At 67.9% G+C, this 22,838-nt stretch carries 7 protein-coding genes and 3 rRNA genes; 1 reads left to right on the top strand and 9 read right to left on the bottom strand.

The genetic code is table 11. The features are described from left to right. Positions 1-45: 45 nt before the first annotated feature. The 6 genes from rrf to ASE27_RS04760 form a co-directional block, all read right to left on the bottom strand. Positions 46-162, bottom strand: a 5S ribosomal RNA gene (gene rrf / locus ASE27_RS04785). A 91-nt stretch (positions 163-253) separates the two neighbouring features. After that, positions 254-3,361, bottom strand: a 23S ribosomal RNA gene (locus tag ASE27_RS04780). Between the two features lie 394 nt (positions 3,362-3,755). Continuing rightward, a 16S ribosomal RNA gene (locus ASE27_RS04775) occupies positions 3,756-5,276 on the bottom strand. The 16S, 23S and 5S rRNA genes sit together here, the layout of an rRNA operon. Before the next feature lie 708 nt (positions 5,277-5,984). Then, positions 5,985-7,961 carry an urea amidolyase family protein gene (locus ASE27_RS19690; RefSeq protein ID WP_082608497.1) on the bottom strand — a complete coding sequence of 659 codons (1,977 nt, stop codon included), beginning with the start codon at positions 7,959-7,961 and terminating at the stop codon, positions 5,985-5,987. Next, positions 7,958-8,743 (bottom strand): LamB/YcsF family protein, encoded by a 786-nt coding sequence (locus ASE27_RS04765; RefSeq protein ID WP_056646377.1) that lies wholly within the window; start codon positions 8,741-8,743, stop codon positions 7,958-7,960. Before ASE27_RS04765 ends, ASE27_RS19690 begins: the two co-directional genes overlap by 4 nt. Before the next feature lie 182 nt (positions 8,744-8,925). After that, positions 8,926-9,117 (bottom strand): DUF1059 domain-containing protein, encoded by a 192-nt coding sequence (locus tag ASE27_RS04760; protein ID WP_056646374.1) that lies wholly within the window; start codon positions 9,115-9,117, stop codon positions 8,926-8,928. Between the two features lie 219 nt (positions 9,118-9,336). Here ASE27_RS04760 and ASE27_RS04755 point away from each other — a divergent pair, with 219 nt between their 5' ends. Beyond that, positions 9,337-9,948: an N-acetyltransferase gene (locus ASE27_RS04755; RefSeq protein WP_056646371.1), complete on the top strand. Its 612-nt coding sequence runs from the start codon at positions 9,337-9,339 to the stop codon at positions 9,946-9,948. Positions 9,949-10,119: 171 nt separating this feature from the next. Here the strand turns inward: ASE27_RS04755 and ASE27_RS20555 are convergent, their stop codons facing one another. From ASE27_RS20555 to ASE27_RS04740, 3 genes are all read right to left on the bottom strand, one after another. Next, complete coding sequence (locus tag ASE27_RS20555; RefSeq protein ID WP_082608496.1) at positions 10,120-15,639, bottom strand: ThuA domain-containing protein; 5,520 nt, start codon at positions 15,637-15,639, stop codon at positions 10,120-10,122. Between the two features lie 184 nt (positions 15,640-15,823). Next, the gene (locus ASE27_RS04745) at positions 15,824-16,630 is read right to left on the bottom strand and encodes a hypothetical protein (RefSeq protein WP_157257369.1); all 807 of its coding nucleotides are present in this window, start codon (positions 16,628-16,630) and stop codon (positions 15,824-15,826) included. A 210-nt stretch (positions 16,631-16,840) separates the two neighbouring features. Continuing rightward, the gene (locus ASE27_RS04740; protein WP_235535356.1) at positions 16,841-22,822 is read right to left on the bottom strand and encodes a ThuA domain-containing protein; all 5,982 of its coding nucleotides are present in this window, start codon (positions 22,820-22,822) and stop codon (positions 16,841-16,843) included. Positions 22,823-22,838: the final 16 nt, after the last annotated feature.

Below are 22,838 nucleotides of genomic sequence, written 5' to 3'. Positions count from 1 at the left end.
TGCCAAAGGCCCACCCCGTGTGGGGTGGGCCTTTGGTGAATGGTTGTCCGGCGGCGACCTACTCTCCCACCCCGTCTCCAGGGCAGTACCATCGGCGCAGAGAGGCTTAGCTTCCGGGTTCGGAATGGGACCGGGCGTTTCCCTCTCGCTATGACCGCCGTAACTCTATGGAGATGTTCGGGACCCCCGGTTRCGTGGGGGTGTGCCCGTATCTCGGGAACCGCACAGTGGACGCGTAGCAAAAAGTTTGAGTGTTATCAAGTTGTCGGCTTATTAGTACCGGTCAGCTTCGGCAGTCTTTAGTCCTGCCTTCCACATCCGGCCTATCTACCCAGTGGTCTAGCTGGGAGCCTCTCCCCCTTGCGGGGATGGAAACCTCATCTTGAAGCAGGCTTCCCGCTTAGATGCTTTCAGCGGTTATCCCTTCCGAACGTAGCTAACCAGCCGTGCTCCTGGCGGAACAACTGGCACACCAGAGGTTCGTCCGTCCCGGTCCTCTCGTACTAGGGACAGCCCTTCTCAAGTTTCCTGCGCGCGCAGCGGATAGGGACCGAACTGTCTCACGACGTTCTAAACCCAGCTCGCGTACCGCTTTAATGGGCGAACAGCCCAACCCTTGGGACCTACTCCAGCCCCAGGATGCGACGAGCCGACATCGAGGTGCCAAACCATGCCGTCGATATGGACTCTTGGGCAAGATCAGCCTGTTATCCCCGGGGTACCTTTTATCCGTTGAGCGACGGCGCTTCCACAAGCCACCGCCGGATCACTAGTTCCGACTTTCGTCCCTGCTCGACCTGTCAGTCTCACAGTCAAGCTCCCTTGTGCACTTGCACTCGACACCTGATTGCCAACCAGGCTGAGGGAACCTTTGAGCGCCTCCGTTACATTTTAGGAGGCAACCGCCCCAGTTAAACTACCCACCAGGCACTGTCCCTGATCCGGATTACGGACCGAGGTTAGATATCCAGAGCGACCAGAGTGGTATTTCAACGTTGACTCCACACACACTGGCGTGCATGCTTCACAGTCTCCCACCTATCCTACACAAGCCGCACCGAACACCAATACCAAGCTATAGTAAAGGTCCCGGGGTCTTTCCGTCCTGCTGCGCGTAACGAGCATCTTTACTCGTAGTGCAATTTCGCCGAGTTCGCGGTTGAGACAGCGGAGAAGTCGTTACGCCATTCGTGCAGGTCGGAACTTACCCGACAAGGAATTTCGCTACCTTAGGATGGTTATAGTTACCACCGCCGTTTACTGGGGCTTAAATTCTGAGCTTCGCTCCGAAGAGCTGACCCGTCCTCTTAACCTTCCAGCACCGGGCAGGCGTCAGTCCGTATACATCGTCTTGCGACTTCGCACGGACCTGTGTTTTTAGTAAACAGTCGCTTCTCCCTGGTCTCTGCGGCCGTCAACGCTCGGGAAGCAAGTTCCGTCACGCATCGGGCCCCCCTTCTCCCGAAGTTACGGGGGCATTTTGCCGAGTTCCTTAACCACGATTCTCTCGATCGCCTTAGTATTCTCTACCTGACCACCTGAGTCGGTTTAGGGTACGGGCGGCTAGAACCTCGCGCCGAGGCTTTTCTTGACAGCATAGGATCACCCAATTCGCGCATACGCGCTATCTATCAGTTCTCAGGCTATGTGAACAGCGGATTTGCCTACTGTTCGCCCTACAACCTTGGACACGGTCAACCATCGCCGTGCTGGGCTACCTTCCTGCGTCACCCCTGTTAATACGCTTACCTAGTACCGGTTCGGGTCGCGCGCCGCTCTCGCGATGYCTCCCGAAGGAGACGGTGCGAGTTAAGGGCGCTTAGCATCACCGGGTTCGGTATGGGCGGTTCTTCGCCGGTAGGAGAATATCAACTCCTTGTCCATCGACTACGCCTGTCGGCCTCGCCTTAGGTCCCGACTTACCCAGGGCGGATTAGCCTGGCCCTGGAACCCTTGGTCATTCGGCGGACGGGTTTCTCACCCGTCTTTCGCTACTCATGCCTGCATTCTCACTCGTGTAGGCTCCACCGCTGGGTTACCCCGCGACTTCACTGCCCACACGACGCTCCCCTACCCATCCACACGCCTGGACCACGAAGGCCTAGCGTTTGTGTGAATGCCACAGCTTCGGCGGTGTACTTGAGCCCCGCTACATTGTCGGCGCGGAATCACTTGACCAGTGAGCTATTACGCACTCTTTCAAGGGTGGCTGCTTCTAAGCCAACCTCCTGGTTGTCTGTGCAACTCCACATCCTTTCCCACTTAGCACACGCTTAGGGGCCTTAGCTGGTGGTCTGGGCTGTTTCCCTCTCGACTATGGAGCTTATCCCCCACAGTCTCACTCCCGCGCTCTCACTTACCGGCATTCGGAGTTTGGCTGACGTCAGTAACCTTGTAGGGCCCATCGGCCATCCAGTAGCTCTACCTCCGGCAAGAAACACGCGAGGCTGCACCTAAATGCATTTCGGGGAGAACCAGCTATCACGAAGTTTGATTGGCCTTTCACCCCTAACCACAGGTCATCCCCCAGGTTTTCAACCCTGGTGGGTTCGGTCCTCCACGTAGTCTTACCCACGCTTCAACCTGCCCATGGCTAGATCACTTCGCTTCGGGTCTAGACCCAGCGACTCATTCGCCCTATTCAGACTCGCTTTCGCTACGGCTTCCCCACACGGGTTAACCTTGCCACTGAGCACTAACTCGCAGGCTCATTCTTCAAAAGGCACGCTGTCACCCCTGCTAGGGAGGCTCCAACGGATTGTAGGCACACGGTTTCAGGTACTATTTCACTCCCCTCCCGGGGTACTTTTCACCTTTCCCTCACGGTACTGGTCCGCTATCGGTCACTAGGTAGTATTTAGGCTTAGCAAGTGGTCTTGCCGGATTCACACGGGATTTCTCGGGCCCCGTGCTACTTGGGATCCCCTTCGGGAGGCCACGTCATTTCGTCTACGGGGGTCGCACCCTCTGTGCCGGGCCTTTCAATGCCCTTCGACTATAACGCGACTTTCTGACTCCCTGACCGGGTACCAGCCCGGTCTGAAAGGTCCCACAACCCCGCCCATGCAACGCCTGGTAGCTATCACACATGAACGGTTTGGCCTGTTCCGCTTTCGCTCGCCACTACTCACGGAATATCTCTTCCTGTCGGTACTGAGATGTTTCACTTCCCGACGTTCCCTCCACACACCCTATATATTCAGGTGCGGGTCACTGGACATGACTCCAGCGGGGTTTCCCCATTCGGAGATCCTCGGATCACGGTTCGTTTGCCAACTCCCCGAGGCTTATCGCAGGCTACAACGTCCTTCATCGGCTCCTAGTGCCAAGGCATCCACCCTGTGCCCTTAAAAACTTGACAACAAAAAATTGCAGAGAACAAAGATAAATCTTTGATCTTACAAAGATGCTCGCGTCCACTGTGCAGTTCTCAAGCTACGGACGATCCCACCCGCTCCCACGGCCTACCAACACAAGGTYGGCGGTTCACCCAGGAGACGCGATGGCCCGTTCAGAGCGACCCCACCCATGCGGGCGGTTCCCTCAGGACCCAACAGTGTGCTTGGCAAACCCCATCCCCCGTACCCGTGATGTTCCACCACCCACGCAAAGTGGACAGGTACTGACACGAACCGTCTTGGACGAAGCTCTTCGTTAATGTTCCACCCTTGAGCAACCATCCACCCACACGTTCGGTGAGCGCCATGGCCTCTGCACAACCAACCCGAGGGCCGGCTGTGAGTGATGCTCCTTAGAAAGGAGGTGATCCAGCCGCACCTTCCGGTACGGCTACCTTGTTACGACTTAGTCCCAATCGCCAGTCCCACCTTCGACAGCTCCCTCCACAAGGGTTGGGCCACCGGCTTCGGGTGTTACCGACTTTCGTGACTTGACGGGCGGTGTGTACAAGGCCCGGGAACGTATTCACCGCAGCGTTGCTGATCTGCGATTACTAGCGACTCCGACTTCATGGGGTCGAGTTGCAGACCCCAATCCGAACTGAGACCGGCTTTTTGGGATTCGCTCCACCTCGCGGTATCGCAGCCCTTTGTACCGGCCATTGTAGCATGCGTGAAGCCCAAGACATAAGGGGCATGATGATTTGACGTCATCCCCACCTTCCTCCGAGTTGACCCCGGCAGTCTCTTATGAGTCCCCACCATRACGTGCTGGCAACATAAGACGAGGGTTGCGCTCGTTGCGGGACTTAACCCAACATCTCACGACACGAGCTGACGACAACCATGCACCACCTGTACACCGACCTTGCGGGGCAACCATCTCTGGAAGTTTCCGGTGTATGTCAAGCCTTGGTAAGGTTCTTCGCGTTGCATCGAATTAATCCGCATGCTCCGCCGCTTGTGCGGGCCCCCGTCAATTCCTTTGAGTTTTAGCCTTGCGGCCGTACTCCCCAGGCGGGGCACTTAATGCGTTTGCTGCGGCACGGAACTCGTGGAATGAGCCCCACACCTAGTGCCCAACGTTTACGGCATGGACTACCAGGGTATCTAATCCTGTTCGCTCCCCATGCTTTCGCTCCTCAGCGTCAGTTGCGGCCCAGTGACCTGCCTTCGCCATCGGTGTTCCTCCTGATATCTGCGCATTCCACCGCTACACCAGGAATTCCAGTCACCCCTACCGCACTCTAGTCTGCCCGTACCCGATGCAAGCTCAAGGTTGAGCCTTGAGTTTTCACACCAGACGCGACAAACCGCCTACGAGCTCTTTACGCCCAATAATTCCGGACAACGCTTGCGCCCTACGTATTACCGCGGCTGCTGGCACGTAGTTAGCCGGCGCTTCTTCTGCAGGTACCGTCACTTGCGCTTCTTCCCTGCTGAAAGAGGTTTACAACCCGAAGGCCTTCATCCCTCACGCGGCGTCGCTGCATCAGGCTTGCGCCCATTGTGCAATATTCCCCACTGCTGCCTCCCGTAGGAGTCTGGGCCGTGTCTCAGTCCCAGTGTGGCCGGTCGCCCTCTCAGGCCGGCTACCCGTCGTCGCCTTGGTAGGCCATTACCCCACCAACAAGCTGATAGGCCGCGAGTCCATCCCAGACCGATAAATCTTTCCAGACACTCCCCATGCAGGGGCRTCTCATATCCAGTATTAGACCTCGTTTCCAAGGCTTATCCCAGAGTCTGGGGCAGGTTACTCACGTGTTACTCACCCGTTCGCCACTGATCCGACCAGCAAGCTGGTCATCACCGTTCGACTTGCATGTGTTAAGCACGCCGCCAGCGTTCGTCCTGAGCCAGGATCAAACTCTCCGTAAATGTTTGCTATCAACCCCCGAAGRRGCTAACAACCATACGAAGCGGACCCGAAGGTCCATAATCATGGCTACAAACCGAAAACATGACGTTTTCAATTCATACCAAATAAGAAGTCTCAACACGAACACACAACACACACCGAAGGTGCACACCATGCGCCCATGCAGGACAATTGGCATTAACTATCAAGCACACTGTTGAGTTCTCAAGCAACCGACACGCACCGACTCCAACCCGTTTCCAGGCCTTCACTCGGGGCAACTTCTTCAATTGGCATTAACTATCAAGCACACTGTTGAGTTCTCAAGCAACCGACACGCACCGACTCCAACCCGTTTCCAGGCCTTCACTCGGGGCAACTTCTCTAATCTACCAGACTCTTTCCGGCTTCTCAACCCACCGTTTCCGGTGAAGAAGATCTACCTGAGCCGACCTCCCAGGCGATCATCGAGCGACGCATGAGTGCCTCGTCAAGATCTTCAGGGTGGTCACCCGGGGGTTCCAGCCACTTCGCGGCGGCTCCTAGGAGCTTCGCAGTGGTGTCTGTTCCTCCCTGCCGGGCTGACTTCGAGAACATTACGTGGTGCGCCTCGGCTCCGTCAACTCCGTCCGGCTCGGCACCCCGTCGCCCCCTCCCCCTGCCCCGGGCGGGCGGCACGCAGGGGCGAGCGTCCGCGGCGCCGGTGGCTCACGGCCGGCCCGCCTGCATCACGGACCGGACGGCGCCGATCGCGCGGACCGGAACGAGACCTTGTCCCCCGGTCGGAGCTGTGCCGCGGTGTCGAGAGCATCCGCAGCGACCACCGCGATCACCGGGTAGCCGCCCGTGACGGGATGGTCCCGCAGGAACAGCACGAGGTTCCCGTCGGGCGGGACCTGGATCGCGCCGGGCACGAGTCCCTCGCTCGGCAGCTCACCGCCGCGACGGTGGATCGTCGGGCCCGAGAGGCGCAGCCCCACGCGGTTGCTCGCGTTCGAGACCTCGAACTCGCCCGCCAGCAGCGCGGCCCAGGCGTCGCCGCCGAACCAGTCGGAACGCAGCCCCGCACGCACTTCCAGGGCGACCCCCACGTCGCTCGTCGCCGAGGGCACGAGCCCTGCGGGCACCAGGTCGACGACCGGCAGGGCGGAGGGCCGCGGCCCGATCGCCACGAGGTCACCCGCGCGCAGCGGGGCCGGGCCGAGCTCGGCAAGGACGTCGTACGAGCGCGACCCGAGCACCGCAGACGCGGCGAACCCGCCACGCACACCGACGTACGTACGCGCTCCACGGACGGGGAAGCCCAGCCTCAGTACCGATCCGGGCCGCGCGAGGAGCAGCGCCTGCATCCCCACCGGCGTCCCGTCGAGCGTCGCGGGCGCCGGTGCTCCCGCGAGGGCGAACGTCGCCCGTTCGTGGAACCGCACGGCGAGCCCACCGAGCGTCACCTCGAGCACGGCCGCCGACTCGTCGTTCGCGAGCAGCCGGTTCACCAGGCGGAGGGCGCCCCGGTCCGTGGCACCCGACCGCCCGACGCCCGCGGCGGACCACCCCGGGCGTCCCCCGTCCTCGATCAGCGTGAGGAGCCCGGGCGCGAGGACCTCGACGCCGCGCGGCTCGTGGTGCCCGACCGGGGCGGTCCGCTCGGCGGCGCCGGGACTGCCGTGCACGGGTGCGTCCTGGAGGGATCGCCCCAGGCCGCCGGCCCGGGCACGGACGCCGGCCCCGGCGACATCGGCATCGGCACCGACACCGACACCGACACCGACACCGACACCGAGGTGATCACGGCCCCGCACCAGCCCGTCACCGTCAACACCACCGTCGCCACCGCCGTCACCACCGACCCTGATCCCGTCCCCCTCGGACGCAGCGCCCGGCTCGTCGGCGTCCAGCCGCTCGACCGCACGGAACCGCACCCTCGTGCCCGCGGTGAGCAGCGCGGGCGGGTCGCGGTCGACGTCGAAGAGCTCGACGTCCGTCCGCCCGAGCAGGCGCCAACCGCCCGGCGTCGCACGCGGGTAGACCGCCGTGAGGTCCCCCGCGAGCGCGACCGACCCCGCGGGCACGCGCGTCCTGGGCGTCGCGAGGCGGGGTGCGGCGATGGCAGGGTCCACCTCGCTCAGGTACCCGAAGCCCGGCATGAAGCCGCCGAACGCGACGACATACTCGCGTCCCGTGTGGCGTGCGACGACCTCGGCGACCGACAGGCCGGACCACGCGGCGACGTCGGGCAGGTCCTCCCCGTCGTAGACGACGGGGATCTCGACGACCGCGGCCTCTCCCGGGCCCACGTCCGCCCCCGGCGCCACGCCGCCCGGTCCGCCGGCGTGCGAGGCGACGCCCGTCCCCCCGTCCGCGCGTCGGGCGACCGAGGCCCAGGCCGCGCGGACCTCACCCTCGACGCGGCCCAGGTCCGCGGTGGTCGCCACGTCGTCGAGCAGCACGAGGACCGTGCGCGCCGCGGGCACGACGTCCGCGACGCCCTGCACGCGCCGCGCCCGCAGCGCGGCGGCGAGCGCGTGGACCTCGTCGAGCCCGGGCAGGTCGACCATGAGCGCCCGGTCGCCGTAGGGGCGCACCGGCAACCGGCTCGTCCCGTCCGCCGTGCCGCTCGTGGTCGCTCCGTTCGTCGCGGTCTCCCCCGCACGGTCCGCCGGCGTGCCACCGAACCGCGACCCACCGGCGCCGGTCGGCCTGCTCATCCGCCGAACCGCTGCACGACGACGCCGCTCGCCTCGAGCGTCCGGCGCACCTCGGTCAGGAGCGCGACCGCCCCGGGGGTGTCGGAGTGGATGCACACCGAGTCGGCCTCGACCGCGATCTCGCTGCCGTCGGCCGCCACCACCACGCCCTCGGTCACGAGGCGCAGCGCACGCTCGGCGACCTCGGCCGGGTCGTGCAGGACCGCACCCGGGGTGCCCCTCGGCACGAGCGACCCGTCGGGCGCGTAGCCACGATCGGCGAAGACCTCGTGCACCACGGGCAGCCCCGCCTCCCGGGCGAGCCGCAGCACCGCCGAGCCGGACATCCCGACGACCGGGAGCGTCGGGTCGTATCCCGCGACCGCGTCCACCACGGCGCGCGCCTGCTCCTCGTGCCGGACGATCGCGTTGTAGAGCGCGCCGTGCGGCTTGACGTACCGGACCCGGTCCCCCGCCAGGCGCGCGAACGCGTCGAGAGCACCGAGCTGGTACACGACGTCGGCCGTCAGGTCCGCGGGAGCCACGGCGAGGAAGCGGCGCCCGAAGCCCGCGAGGTCGCGGTACGCGACGTGCGCACCGATGTTCACGCCCCGCTCGACGGCGGCGCGTGTCACGGCGCGCATGATCATCGGGTCCCCGGCATGGAACCCGCACGCGACGTTCGCGCTGGTCACGAGGTCGAGCAGGGCGTCGTCGTCCGCGAGCGCCCACGGCCCGAACCCCTCGCCCAGGTCTGCGTTGAGGTCGATGCGGCGCGCGTCGGGCGCCGTGAGGTGTGCCATGTCCCCATCATCGCCGAGAACGCGTGCGCCCAGCAGGGTCCTCGACAGGTGTACCGCGGGCCTCGGACGACCCGGCGGGGGTCCTGAGCACGGCTGTCGGCCGTGACCTTCGTGGTCACGACCGGCTGTGTCCCGGGTTCGTCCGGCCCCGGTGGCCCTCGTCCTTGCGCTGGGAAGTGTCCTCAGGCCATCGAGGGTTCGGCGTCGACCAGGTCCGCACGGATCTCCTCACGCAGCTGGGGCGTGGGTTCGTGTCCGTGCTTGCTGATCATGTGGTCGTACGCGGCGTCGAGGACTTCCTCCTCCTCGCCGGCGATCGTCAGCGTGCAGTTGATCTCGCTGGGCGTGGTCCGGCAGTCGACCATCTTCCTCATGTGTTCTCACCTCCCCTCACGCGGGTCCCGTCGTCGGGGCTCCGGGCGGGGCGGCGTCCGTGGGCTGGGCGGGCGACGTCTCCGGTGCTTCCACCGTCCTCCGTGCGGGGCGAGGTGTCAACGGACGGCAGCGCTGCGGGCGTGGGGCACGCGCAGCACGCAGGCCCGACGGCGGAGCGCACCTCCCGCTCGTCGGTGCGCCCGGGTAGATTGCCGCGGGTGACGACCTCCCTGCGCCTCGCGACCCCCGACGACGCCGAGCGCCTCGCGGCGCTGGCCGCGATCACCTTCCCCCTCGCGTGCCCGCCCGGTTCCGACCCCGCGGCCGTCGCCGAGCACATCCGGACGCAGCTCTCCCCGGCACGCTTCGTGGCCTGGGCGAAGAGCGCCGACCACGCGCTGATCCTGGCCGAGGTCAGCGTCCCCAGCACCGGCACCGACACCGACGACAGTCCCGACAGCAGCAGCACAGGACGCGCCGACAGCGCCTCGGACTCCCGTCTCGTCGGCTACGCCCTGCTCGTGCGCGGCGTGCCCGACGACCAGGACATCGTGGCGGTCGTCGGCGACGAGCCCACGGTCGAGCTCTCCAAGATCTACGTGCACCCCGATTCCCAGGGCACGCGGGTCGCGAGCGACCTCATGCGGGCCGCGCTCGACGCGGCACCGGGACTCGTCGCGGACCGCGCGGTGTGGCTCGGCACCAACGGCGAGAACGCCCGGGCGCAGGCCTTCTACCGCAAGCACGGCTTCGCGGTCGCGGGCTCGCGGACCTACGTCGTGGGCGGCGAGTCGCACGACGACGTCGTGATGGTCCGCCCGCTCGGCTGAGCCACCGCGCGGCGCGCGTCGCGCACCGAGGTGGGCGACGCCGTCGGGCGACGGGACGACGGACGGGGCGGGACCCCGAAGGATCCCGCCCCGCCCGCTGCTGCGGTCGACCGGTCGGCCGACGCCGCCCGTCACTCTCTCGACGGTCCGGGTGATCGACCGGTCACCCGGTCACCCGCAGCTCGCGGCCCCGTAGGCGACGTCGAAGGTCGTCGTCCGACCCCCGGCCGTCGCGGTGACCTGTGCGACCCCTGCCTCCACCGCGCCGGCACGCGCGCTGAAGGACTGGTGCGCGGACTTCCCCGGCGCGACGCCGAGGAAGGTCTTGGTGCCGAACGGCGTCGTGACGACGATGTCCGCGGGGACGTCCTCGTCGTTGACCACACGGACCGAGACGTTGGCGGTCCGCCCCACGCACTGGGACCTGACCGTCGTGGTGACCTCGACCTCGGGCTCCGGCTCGGCCGTCAGGTCCTTGACCTGGACGTTGCGGAACGAGACGTCGTCACCGTTGCCGTGGTTCTGCAGCCCGATGTAGCCGGACGACAGGTCGCGCGACGGTGCGGTCGAGGTGAAGTCGTTGATCAGGGTCCCGTTGAGGAAGACCCGGATCCGCTGCCCCTCGACCGTGATCTCGTACGAGTTCCACTCCCCCGGCGCCTTGAGGACGGCGTCTCGGGCCGCGAGGTCGGCGCTCTGGAACGTGTAGATCGCACCGGTCGTGCGATCGTCGGCGTCCGTCGCGTCGATCTGGATCTCGTAGCCCTGGTTGACCGCGACCCACGGGTCGTTGCCCGGGTCGGGGAACCCGACGAAGACGCCCGAGTTGTCGTCCCCGGCCATCTTCCAGTCGAGCGTGAGGCTGTAGGCCTCGAGCTCCTCGGGGTACCAGAGCAGGCCCATGCCCCCGGTGGACAGCATGGAGCAGTCCTTCTGGAGCTCGAACCCGCCCGGCCCGGCCATCTTCCAGCCGGCGAGCGACTCGGCCGTGCCGTCGAAGAGCATGCGGTAGCCCTCCGCGGGCGTGGCCGGCTCGCAGACCTCGGGCTCGTCCTCGACGAACGTGACGTCGCTGAACGCGACCGTCGTGGGAGCCGTCTGGTTCTTGCCGAGCGCGAACGGCCCCGGCGCGATCCCTGCGAGCGTGTCGTTCGTGACCGGTGCGAGGTCCGTCCAGGTGACGCCGTCGAGCGACCAGGAGCCCGTGAAGGTGTCCTGGTCGCGCGTCAGGCGCACGTGGTACGTCTTGTCGGCCTCGCGGGGCAGGTCGGACACGCCGGGCTGCGGGTCCTGGACCACGTCGCCCTTCTCGCTGCGCGCCTCGAAGCCCACGGTCCCGGCAGCCGCCCCGTTGTGGATCACGCCCACCTTGACGTAGTTGGCCTGGTCCTTGAAGACCATGAGGCCGCCCTGGTGGTAGTTCTGCGTGAGGTCGGACGTGATGGTCGTCTCGACCGTCCACCGGTCACCCGTGACGATCTTGTTGCGCAGGATGTTCGGCACGGTCGAGTTGGTCGCGCCGAACACGTCGTCGTCCGTGGTGGTCAGGCGCAGCGCGCCGTCGCTCACCGCGAGCTTGGACGCGTCGGGGTTGACGACGTACCAGCGGCACGCGTCGAGCTCGGTGCCCTCGAACGTGTCGCTCGCCGTCGTGCCCTCGCACGTGGGCGGCGTGGTGCCGTCCACGAGACGCACGTAGTCGAACGCGACGTCGATCTGCGCCGCGCCCGCGAGCTTGCCGAGCGCGAAGACACCGACCCCGGCGTCCTGGGCCGCCGGGTTCTTCACGCCGCCCGGCAGCGCTGCCCAGGTCTGGCCGTTGTCGACCGAGACCTGGCCCGTGAACGTGTCACCGGCACGGGACAGCCGCAGCTGGTACTCGCCGTAGACCGGCTTGGCCAGGTTGTCGATCCCCGGCTGCGGGTTCTGCGTGACGTCCCCGACCTCGCTGCGCAGCTCTGCGCGCACCGAGCCGTCGTCGTTGCCGACCACGTCGAGCTTCACGTAGTTCTTCTCGTCGAGGTAGACGATGACACCGCCCTGCTGGGCCGACCGGACGAGCGGCGCCGTGAACGACGTCTCCACGGTCCAGGTGTCGCCCGGCTGGTCGGTCGTGACGATGTTGGGCACGGGCGAGTTCGCCGTGCCGTAGAAGTCGTCGTCGGTCGTGGTGACGACCCACTTGCCGTCGCGCACCTCGGCGAGGTCCGGGCGGTAGTTGTGGACGTCCCAGCGGCACGCGTCGATCGACGCGCCGAGGAACTCGTCCTCCGGCCCGCGCTGCGGGTCGGGCTCGGTGCACTCGAGCGCGCCGAACGTCGTCACCTTCACGGTGCCCGACGCCGAGGCGCCGGCCGGGTCGGTCACGGTCACCTTGGCCGTGAACGCGCCGCCCGTGGTGTAGGTGTGCGCGACCTGGGCACCGGTCCCGGTGCCGCCGTCGCCGAAGTCCCACGCGTAGGTGAGGTCGTCGCCGTCCGCGTCGGTCGCCGTGGCCGTGAAGGTCACGTCGAGCGGGGCGTCGCCCGTGGTGGGCGTGCCCGTGACCGCCGTGAGCCTCGGTGCCACGTTGTTCGCGGCCCCCTTGCCCGCGAAGTGGAGCGAGTCGACGTCGAACATGTCTCCCGAGCCCCCCGACGCCGAGCGCGCGACGAAGAACAACGTGTTCGTGCCGCCCGGGTCCGTGATCGGCACGACGTCGGACGACGCGTGCGTCTCCCAGCTGCCCGTCGAGCCCATCGTGATGGTCCCGAGGAGCGGACCGTCCGCCGCTCCGACGCGGACGTCGATCAGACCGCCCGCGTTGCCCGACGTGTAGCGCGCCGAGATGCCCGTGATGTCCTTGAGGTTCATCCGGTCGAACGCGAACCAGTCGCCCGCGGCGATGTAGCCGAGCTGCTTGGCCCCCTCGGCCGCGGCCTTGTCGACGACCTGGACACCCTGCTGGGCCGTGAAGTACTCGGCCTGCTTGGTGCGCGTGTGCAGGACGGCCTCGTCGTCGCTGCTGAGAGCCGGCACGCCCTCGGCGCCACCGTCGGTGTACGTCGCGTTGACGACCCCGAAGATGTTGGCGTCGAGCCCGTGGCCCTCGTCCTTGACGGTCGTCAGGACGCCCTCGCAACCGGTCGCGCTCGACAGCGGGTGACCGTGGTTGTCGTGGCCGAGGATGTACTCGACGACGACGTTGTCGCAGTCGACCTGCGTCCCGTCCTCGGCGTCCGTGACCGTGACCTTGAACGGCACCTGGTCACCGAAGTCGAAGAACTGCCCGTCCTGCGGCAGCTCGAGCGTCACCACGGGGGCGGTGTTGCCGACCGTGATCGTCGTGGTCGCGACGCCTGTCTTGCCGTCGGGGGCCGTGACCGTGAGACGGGCCGTGTACTGGCCCTTGGCGGTGTACGTGTGCGTCACGACGGCCTCGGTCGAGTCGACCGTGCCGTCCGAGTCCACGTCCCACGCGTACGTGAGCGGCAGGTTCTCGGGGTGCTGGGAGGCCGATCCGTCGAGGACGACCTCGAGCGGCACGCCACCGTTGGTCACCGACGCCTCGATCTCGGCGACCGGGGACCGTGAGCCCTTGACGTAGTCGATGCGGTAGACCGCGGAGTCCGCGGCGCCGCCGAAGTAGCCGCTGCCGTAGTCGAGCACGTACAGCGAGCCGTCCGGGCCGAACTCGAGGTTCATGGGCCGACGGATGTTCAGCCCGGTCAGCGCCGGGGCGAAGCCGGCAGGGCTGCCGTCCTCGTTGAGCACGGCCTCCTTGATCCAGCGCCGCTCCCACTCGTACAGCAGGGGCTTGCCGTCGTAGTACTGCGGGAACTTGGTCTCCGAGACGAGCTCGGGGTCGTAGTTGTAGACCACGGCGCCCATGGGCGACTCACCGCCCGAGCCGAAGGCCGGGACGTTGCCGCCGTCGTAGGGCTGCCAGGCGGCGATGGCCGGCGGCAGGTCCACGAGGCCCGTGTTGTTCGGGCTCGTGTTCTTGGGGGCGCTGCAGTCGAACGCCGCGCCCGAGGTGCCCGTCGCGAAGTCGTAGTCGACGTAGGGGACGTTGTCCCCCACGCAGTACGGCCAGCCGTAGTTGCCGGGCTCGGTGATGACGTTGAACTCGACCGATCCACCGGGGCCGCGGTTCGGGTTCGCCCCGCCCGCGTCGGGCCCGTAGTCACCGAGGTGCACGTAGCCCGTGGCCTTGTCGACCGAGAACCGGAAGGGGTTGCGGAAGCCCATCGCGTAGATCTCGGGGCGGGTCTTGTCCGTCCCGGGAGCGAAGAGGTTGCCCTCCGGGACCGTGTACGTCCCGTCGTCCTTCATGGTGATGCGCAGGAGCTTGCCCCGCAGGTCGTTGGTGTTGCCCGACGAGCGCTGCGCGTCGTAGGCCGGGTTGCGCGTCGCCCGCTCGTCGATCGGCGTGTAGCCGTCCGAGGCGAACGGGTTCGTGTCGTCGCCCGTCGACAGGTAGAGGTTGCCCTCGGCGTCGAAGTCGATCTCACCACCGGCGTGGCAGCACGTGCCGCGCGAGGCCTCGACCTCGAGGATCTTCTTCTCGCTCGCCAGGTCGATCGTGTTCTGGTCCGTGAGCGTGAAGCGCGAGAGCTGGTTGTAGCCGTCGAAGGCCTCGAACGACTCGGGGCCGGTCCCGTTCTCCGGGGCGTCGCCCGCGGGCGTGCTCAGCCGCGGTGCGTAGTAGAGGTAGACCCAGCGGTTCTCGGCGAAGTCCGGGTCGACCGCGACCCCCTGGAGGCCGTCCTCGTCGTGCGAGTACACCGGGATGGTGCCCGCGAGAGAGGTCGTCGCGTCCGCGGTCGTGTACCAGACCCGGCCGTCGCGCGAGGTGTGCAGGACGTCGCCCTCGGGCAGGACCGCGAGCGCGATCGGCTCGCCGGTCTTCTCGGCGCCCTTCGCGAGCGTGATCTGCTCGTACGAGCTCTCGACCGTCGCGCCGCACTCGGCGTCGACCGCGCCCGCGGCGGTCTGGATCCCGCCCAGGAGGTGCTGGACGAACACCGGGTCGCTGTACGACTCCTGCGTGTGGCCACCGCCCGTGTACCAGGAGCGGCCGCCGGCCACGTCCTGGCACCAGGCCGTCGGGTGGTCGGCACCCATCGCGCCACCGCCCGGCGAGTACGTCGCCTCGTCGAGGGTCGCGAGCACGTGCACGTCCCCGCGCGGGTTCTCGCGGAAGTTGTACCACTCGTCGTACCGCTCCCACGTCGCCGGCAGGTGCGCGGTCGAGGGGTGGTCCTTGTCCGCGACCACGACGTTCGCGGTCTGGTTCTGCGGGTGGGCCGAGAAGTACGCGCCCACGAGCTCGCCGTACCAGGGCCAGTCGTACTCGGTGTCGGACGCGGCGTGCACGCCCGCGTAGCCGCCGCCGTCCGCGATGTAGGCCTCGAACGCGGCCTGCTGCTCGCCGTTGAGCACGTCGCCGGTCGTCGAGAGCCAGACGACGGCGTCGTAGCCCGCGAGGTTCTCCTCGGTGAACGCCCCGGCGTCCTCGGTCGCGGTCACGGCGAAGTGGTTGTCCACGCCGAGCTGCTTGATGGTCGCGATCCCGGCCGGGATCGCGTCGTGCCGGAACCCGGCGGTCTTGGAGAAGACGAGCACGGAGAACTCGTCGTGGGCGGCGGCGGGTGTCGCCGTCAGGGCCAGGGTCGGGGCAGCGAGGGTCAGCGCCAGGAGCGCGCTCACCCCTGCCCGTCTCCTTCGGTGTCGTACGGTCACAGCTTTCTCCCTTGAAAGTCGATCGTCGTCCTCGGCGGCGACCTGGCCGTCCGCCGGTCCTGCGTGCCGTCCTCACCTCCTCGTGCGCGCGGTGCTCCTGGGTGCCCGCCGGGACTCGGCCCACCCGCAGGTGGTCCCGGCGGGCACCGGTCTAGTGGTCGCTCTCCCCCAGGCTCGCGGCGCCATCGCCTGCGTCGTCCGGGTGGAGCGGGAGGAACACGTGGACGTGCCCCTGGTCTGCGGCGACGCTCAGGTCGTCGAGCTGGGTCGCGGCCATGCTCCACGTGTCCGCGGCGCGCAGGCGCAGGTCGGCCGCGAGCGCCAGGAGCTGCGCCCGGGCCGGCTCGGCCGACCCCTCGGCGAGCTCGAGCGTGTCGAGCGCGTCACCCAGCAGCGCGATCGAGACGCCCAGCCCGTTGCGCGTGACGTTGTACCCCGACGCGCCCGTCGGGAGGGCCTCTGCCTCGGTCGTCAGGGCCGCGAGCTGGTCCCGCCACGCGGCGAGCTGCTCAGGGGTCGCCGGGGTCCCGGGCGCGCCGTCGAGCGGCAGTGCCACGGACAGCTCGTGCATGGTCGGCACGAGCCTCTCCTGGGCGGAGACCGCGAAGTCGGTCACGACGCCCAGGTTCTCGGCGTCGCGCGCCACCTCGGCGGCCTCGAGCTCGGCCACGCGCGCGGGGTCGACGGCGTACGCGCCGGACGCTCCGTCGTCGGGCCCGCGCGTCACGGCCCAGGCGACCGCCGCGACGACCACCGCGGCCACCGCGACCGCGGCGACCACTAGCCACGCGCGACGAGCGCGCGAGAGGTTCCACGGCCACCGGGCGCTCGCGCGCTCCGGTGGCCGCTGCTGGGGACGGCCGGCACCATCCCCGGACCGGGGTCCCGCTCCTCGAGCGGTCGCCGACCGGGCTGCGAGGTCCGCCTTGCTGCGTCGTGCTGCGGTCTTCTGCGCCACGGGTCGGTTCCTGTCTGTCGGGGGCGGGAGGTTCGTGCCGGCGCGGGCGCCCGGCACGAAGACGGAGGTTGATGCGGGTGTACGGAAGAGGCCTGCCGGGAGACCGGGCAGGGAAGCGCTGTCAGAGCCGTACGCCGTCGGGCCGTCACGGGCGGGACGACGTGCGCGGCAGGCGCCGCCCCCGAGGGGGCGACGCCTGCCGTTCGTGCATCAGCCGCAGGAAGCAGCCGCGTAGTCGACCGTGTACGTCGACGTCCGGTCCCCGATCGTCGTGGTGACCGTGACGGAACCCGCCTCGATCGCCCCGAGACGCGAGCTGAACGTCTGCGACGCGGACTTGCCCGGAGCGACACCCGTGAAGGTCTTCGTCCCGAACGGCGTGCTCACCTTGATCGTCGCGGGCGCGTCGTCGGTGTTGACGACCCGCACGTTGACGAGCACCTTGCCTGCGGTGCACTGGGTCTTGGCCACGACCTCGGCCGAGACCCCGCCCTCGACCGCGGGCACCGAGAGGGTGAGCGGCTCGCTCACGTTCCCGGCGACGTCGACCGCGCGGTACGAGACCTCGACGGCCCCGTTCCCGACCACGACCGGCTCGCCGTACGTGAGCCACTCGCCCTCGGCCGTGTCGGCGAGACGGTACTCGACCCGCTCGACACCCGAACCTGCGTCGGCGCCCGCGAGGGTCACCGTGCGCTCGGCGAGCTCGGCCGTGGCCGTCGGCACCGTGGCGTCGATCTTGACCACGTGGGCGACCTCCTCGGAGACGTTGCCCGCCTCGTCGGACGCCCGGAAGGCGAGCGTGTGCTCCCCGTCCGTCGTGAGCGCCACGCCGGCCGTGTACGGGGCCCAGTCGCCGTCGGCGACCTTGACCTCGATCGACGGCGTCTGCGAGACGTCGTCGGTGGCCGTCGCGGAGACCGTCACGGCCCCGGTGTTCCAGCCGGACGCGCCGGCCGCCGGGTCCTGGGCGACGGTCACGACCGGCGCCTGCGTGTCCTCGTCACCCGTGGTGACGTGGAACCAGTCGAACGCCACCGTGACCGGGACCTCCTGCTCGGGGCCGATGGCCACGAGACCGAAGGACGTGAGTGCGGCGTCGTTCGTGACGGGCGCCCCGAGGGACGTCCAGTTCACGCCGCCGTCGCTGACCCAGCCCTGGTAGGTGTTGCCCACCTTCTCCATGCGCAGGTACCAGTAGCCCGACTCGGTGGTGTCGGCGATCTCGAGCTGGCGGTTGCCGCCGCTCGAGGCCGCGTTCTTCTCCGACGCGAGCTCGGCACCCAGGTTCAGCGGGGTGCCCGGCTGGTTCTTGGCGACCACGTCGAGCTTGACGTAGTTGTCGTCGTCGCCGTACGCCATCAGACCCGCGTACTGCCAACGGTGCAGCAGCGGAGCCTTGAAGCGGGTCTCCGCGACCCAGTCGCCCTCGGGGGCAGCCTGGAGCACGAAGTTGCGCGGGCTGACCGGGTTGTTGTTGTTGATGTCACCCGGCTGGGTGGTGATACGCAGCTCGCCGCCGGCGACCTCGACCTTCGAGGCGTCGTAGCGGACCACGTTGTTCCAGCGGCAGCCGTCGAGCGAGGTGCCCTCGAACTCGTCAGAAGGAACCCGCGTTCCGTCGTCCGTCGAGTCCGGCGTGACCTTGAACCAGTCGACCAGCGCGACCGAGTCGGCCGTGCCCGTGTCGCCCGCGGCGATGACGCCGAAGGTCGCGTTCGCCTTGACCGGGGCAGAGCCCGCGATCGCGGTCCACGTCTGGCCGTCCGCCGAGTACGCGGCCGTGATGGCCGTACCCGTCGAGGTCAGCTTGAGGTACACCGACGACGGGAAGCTCGCGGCGACGTCCGTCTGGCCGTGCCACGTGCGCGCACCGCCGGTCTCGGTCTGGAACTCGAGGAAACGAGCCCCGCTCTGGTTCTTCGTGAACGCGAACTTGGTGTACTCGTTGTCGTTCACGTGCACGAGGAGACCCGCGTGCTGCCAGTGCCGTGCGAGCGGGACCTCGACCTTGGTCTGGATCTCCCACGCCCCGGCAGGTGCCGGCTGACCCAGGTAGCTGATCGGGCCCGGGACCGCCTCGTTGATGTCGCCCTGGACGACGGGCAGGACCGCCTTGCCGTCCACGACGGTGATCGACTTCCCGGGTGCGGTGCGCACCACGGTCCAGCGACCGGTGTTGATCGACGGGGCGTCGAACTCGTCGGACTTCTGCGCCGCGCACTGCGGCGGCGTGTCCGTGCCCGGCTCGGTCGGGTCGACCGGGTCGTCGTCGAACGAGAAGTCCTGGAACTCGACCGCGCTCGTGCTCGAGCTGTGCGCCGTCACGAACAGGCCGACGTCCTGGACCGACGCCGCACCCGGCAGGGACACCGGGTCGCCGATCTGGGTGAAGTTCTCGCCGTCCTTGCTCCACGACGCCGTGTACAGGTCGCCGTCACGCTCGATCCGCACCCACGCGGGGTAGCTCGTCGAGCTCGCCGCGGACGACGTCACGAGCTGCCCCGCGGCGTTGCCGCGCAGCCACTCGAAGCCACCGTTCGGACGGATGCCCAGGGCCGCGTAGCCCGGCGACTTGCCCGGCTGCGTCACGTCGTTGCGGACGATGAGACCCGCCTTGGCGGACCCGTTGGAGTTGCCCTGGCTGTTGACCTTGACCGTCGCGGACCACTTCTCGTCCGCACCGGCCTCCTTGTAGATGGCCGAGTACTCGTCGGTGCCCTGCCACATGTTGGCACCCGCAGAGGTCACGAGGTACTTGCCCTCGGACAGCTGCTCGAACGTGCCGTTCGCGTTGGTGTAGGTCTTCATGCCGGCGAACAGGTCACCGACCTGCGCCATGACGATGCGGGACTTCGTGGTGAGGCCCTTGTCGTTCGTGGCGACCGCGGTCAGCTTGTAGTAGTTGTCCGCCGTCACGTTCCACGTCGTCGTGTACGGCGCGGACGTGTCCGTGCCGATCGACTGGCCGTTGACGAAGAACTCGACCTGCGTGACCGTGTTCTCGGCGTCCGTCGCGTCTGCCGAGACCGTGATCTCGCCCTGCTCGAGCTGGACGCCCGCCTCGGGGGCGGTCACGACGACCTCGGGACGGGTCGTGGCCGAGATGCCCTTGCCGTGCGCCTCGATGAAGTTCAGGCGACGCTCGCCCGCACCGGGGAACACGACGTACAGGGTGAAGCTCTCGCCCGGGTCCGCCACGTCGACGCGCACGTCGGTGAAGGTCCCCAGCCCGGTCTCCGGGACGGAGGCCGTGGCGAGGAGCTCGCCGTCGGGAGCGTCACGACGCAGCTCGACGGTGCCCGCCTGGGCTGCCGAGACGCGCAGCGACAGCGCGCTGATCTGGTGGAGGTTGAACGGGTCGTACGAGGACCAGGCCCCGTCCTTGCCCGTGATGACCGAACCGCCGCCCTCGACGTCCCGGCTCGGGAGCTGGGTCGTGCCCTGCGAGGCCGTCTGGAACTCGGCCTCACGCTTCTTGCCGAACACCAGCGTCGTGTCGGAGCCGGTCAGCGCGGGCACGCCGCCCTCGCCGCCACCGTCGGTGTAGCGGGCGTCGAGCACGTAGAAGACGTTCATGTCCTCGCCGTGGCCACCGCCCAGGCCCGTCTCGACCGAGCCCGTCGTGCCGTGGAGCGGCTCGGACGGGTGCGCGTGCGCGTCGTGACCGAGGGCCGGCTGGATGATGACGTTCTCGTCGACGATCGAGGCGTCCTCGGCATCGGTGACCGAGACGTCCCAGTCGATCCGGTCGCCGAAGTCGAAGAACGACCCGGTCGGCGGCAGGTTGAAGTCGACCTCGGGGCGCGTGTTGCCCACCGTGATCGGCGCCGTGGCGGTACCGACCTTGCCCGAGGGGTCCTTGACCGTGAGGCGGGCGTCGAACACGCCGTTCTCGGTGTAGGTGTGGGTCGGCTTGGCCTCGGTCGAGTCCGTCGTGCCGTCACCGTCGAAGTCCCACGCGTACGTGAGCGCCTCGTTCTCGGGGTCCGTGCTCGCCGAGCCGTCGAACGTGACGGTCAGCGGGGCCGTTCCCGAGTCCGGCGTGGCGGCCGGCTTGGCCACCGGGGAGCGCGAACCGGAGATGTAGTCGATGCGGTGCAGGCCCGAGTTCGGGTTGTCACGGCCGAAGCCGCCGCCCCAGTCGAGCACGTAGAGCGCGCCCTCGGGGCCGAACGTCGAGTCGATCGGAGCGAGGAACTGCTCGTTCGACAGGAAGGGGTTGACCTTCTCGACAGCAGCGCCCTGCGGCGTCGCGTCCTTGAGGTCGATCGAGTACATCTTGTTGCGCGCCCACTCGTAGAAGAAGGGCTTGCCGTCGTAGTACTCCGGGAACTTGGTGTCCGACACGAGATCGGCGTCGTAGCTGTAGAACGGACCACCCATGGGTGCGAGACCGCCGCCGGCGTTGATGACGCCGGGGGCCGAGGTGCGCTGGTAGCCGTAGTACATGTCCGCGGGCTGGGCCGGCGGGAGCTGCGTCAGACCCGTGTTGAGGATCGAGTCGTTGACCGGGTTGGCGCAGTCGAAGAAGGCGCCGACCGTGACCGGGTTGGTGCGGTAGTCGACGTCGCGGAAGGGCTCGTTCTTGCCCATGCACAGGGGCCAGCCGAAGAAGCCCGGCTCCTGGATGTAGTTCCACTCGGCGATGCCCGCAGGGCCGCGGTTCGCGAGGTTGTCGGAACCGTTGTCGGGCGAGTAGTCGGCCACGCCGAGGTTGCCCGTGGCGGGGTCGATCGTGAACCGGAACGGGTTGCGGAAGCCCATGGCGTAGATCTCGGGCAGCGTCTTGTCGGTGCCCGGGGCGAACAGGTTGCCCTCGGGGATCGTGTACGTGCCGTCGGCCTCGGGGTGGATGCGGAGCACCTTGCCGCGCAGGTCGTTGGTGTTGGCCGACGTCGCGCGGGCGTCGTGCTGCTGCCCCGGGCGCTCGGAGATCGGCGCGTAGCCGCCCGAGGGCTCGGAGTGCGGGTTCACGTCGTCGCCCACGCCGATGTACAGGTCACCGGTGCGGTCGTCGAAGATCAGGCTGCCACCGGTGTGACCCGGCTCGTCGGGCAGACGCCCGGCCGGGACCTCGATGAGGACCTTCTCCGACGCCGGGTCGATCACGGTGCCACCGGGACCGCCGTCGGTCACGGTGAAGCGCGAGATCCGGTTGAAGAAGTTCGCCGGGTCGGAGTCGTTGGCGCTGGCCGGCGAGTAGTACTGGTACAGGTACCCGTTGGTCGCGAAGTCCTTGTCGAGCGCGATGCCCAGCAGGCCGTCCTCACCACCGGAGTACACGGGGATGGTGATCGCGGTCGAGGTGTTCTGGGTGCGCGGGTCGTAGACGCGGATCTGACCGCGCACGAGCTCGGTGAAGAACACACGGCCGTCGGGAGCGACGTCCATGCCGAACGGTGCGCTCGTGTTCGTGTCGAGCGCGACCTTCTCGAACTGGCCCCAGTCGGTGCCGCCGCAGTCGCCCGCGACCTGGCCGGACGCCCACTGGACGCCGCCCACGATGTGCTGGACCAGGTCCGGCTCACCGGTGAAGTGCGCACCGAAGTGGCCCATGCCGGTCATCCAGGCGCGGCCGCCGTCGTAGGGCTTGCACCACGAGATCGGGTGGTCGGCGCCCATCTTGTTGCCGCCGGCGTCGTAGGTCGACTCGTCCATCGTGGCGAGCACGTGCGCGCTGCCGCGGACGTTGGCCGAGTAGTTGTACCACTCGTCCGCGCGGTTCCAGCGCTGGTCGAGGTGGCTGGTCGAGGGGTGGACGCGGTCCTCGACGCGGACCGTGCCGGGCAGGCCGGGGCTGTTGCCCGTGGCCGCGTGACCGGGCATGAGCGCCCCGATCATGTCGTCCCACCAGCCGTAGTTCCCGCGCATGTCGGTCGCGTTGTGGATCGCGACGATGCCGCCGCCGGCCTGCTGGTAGCGCTCGAGCGCGGCCTTCTGGTCGGCGTTCCACGGGTCGCCCGACGTCTGGAACATCACCAGCGCGTCGTACTCCGCCAGGCCCGCGTCGGTGAACACCGAGGAATCCTCGGTGTGGTCGGACGCGATGCCGACGTCGGCGAACGCGGCCTCGAGCACCGGGGTGCCCTGCGTGATCGCCTCGGAGTGCCGGAACTGGGTCGTCTTGGTGAAGATGAGGACCTTGCGGTCGTCACCGGGTTCGTGTGGTCCGTCGTGGGCAGCTGCCATGGTCACGGGCGCGAGG

The organism is Oerskovia sp. Root918, from assembly GCF_001428945.1.
Taxonomy (GTDB): Bacteria; Actinomycetota; Actinomycetes; order Actinomycetales; family Cellulomonadaceae; genus Oerskovia; species Oerskovia enterophila.
The sequence above is the reverse complement of the archived record's forward strand: the minus strand, read 5'-3'. Positions and strand labels throughout refer to the sequence as shown.

What these genes read in the sequence shown, in the direction of transcription:
- ASE27_RS19690 (WP_082608497.1), bottom strand. Translation starts at nt 7,961, where the DNA reads ATGAGCAGGCCGACCGGCGCCGGTGGGTCGCGGTTCGGTGGCACGCCG.
- ASE27_RS04765 (WP_056646377.1), bottom strand. Translation starts at nt 8,743, where the DNA reads ATGGCACACCTCACGGCGCCCGACGCGCGCCGCATCGACCTCAACGCA.
- ASE27_RS04760 (WP_056646374.1), bottom strand. Translation starts at nt 9,117, where the DNA reads ATGAGGAAGATGGTCGACTGCCGGACCACGCCCAGCGAGATCAACTGC.
- ASE27_RS04740 (WP_235535356.1), bottom strand. Translation starts at nt 22,822, where the DNA reads ATGGCAGCTGCCCACGACGGACCACACGAACCCGGTGACGACCGCAAG.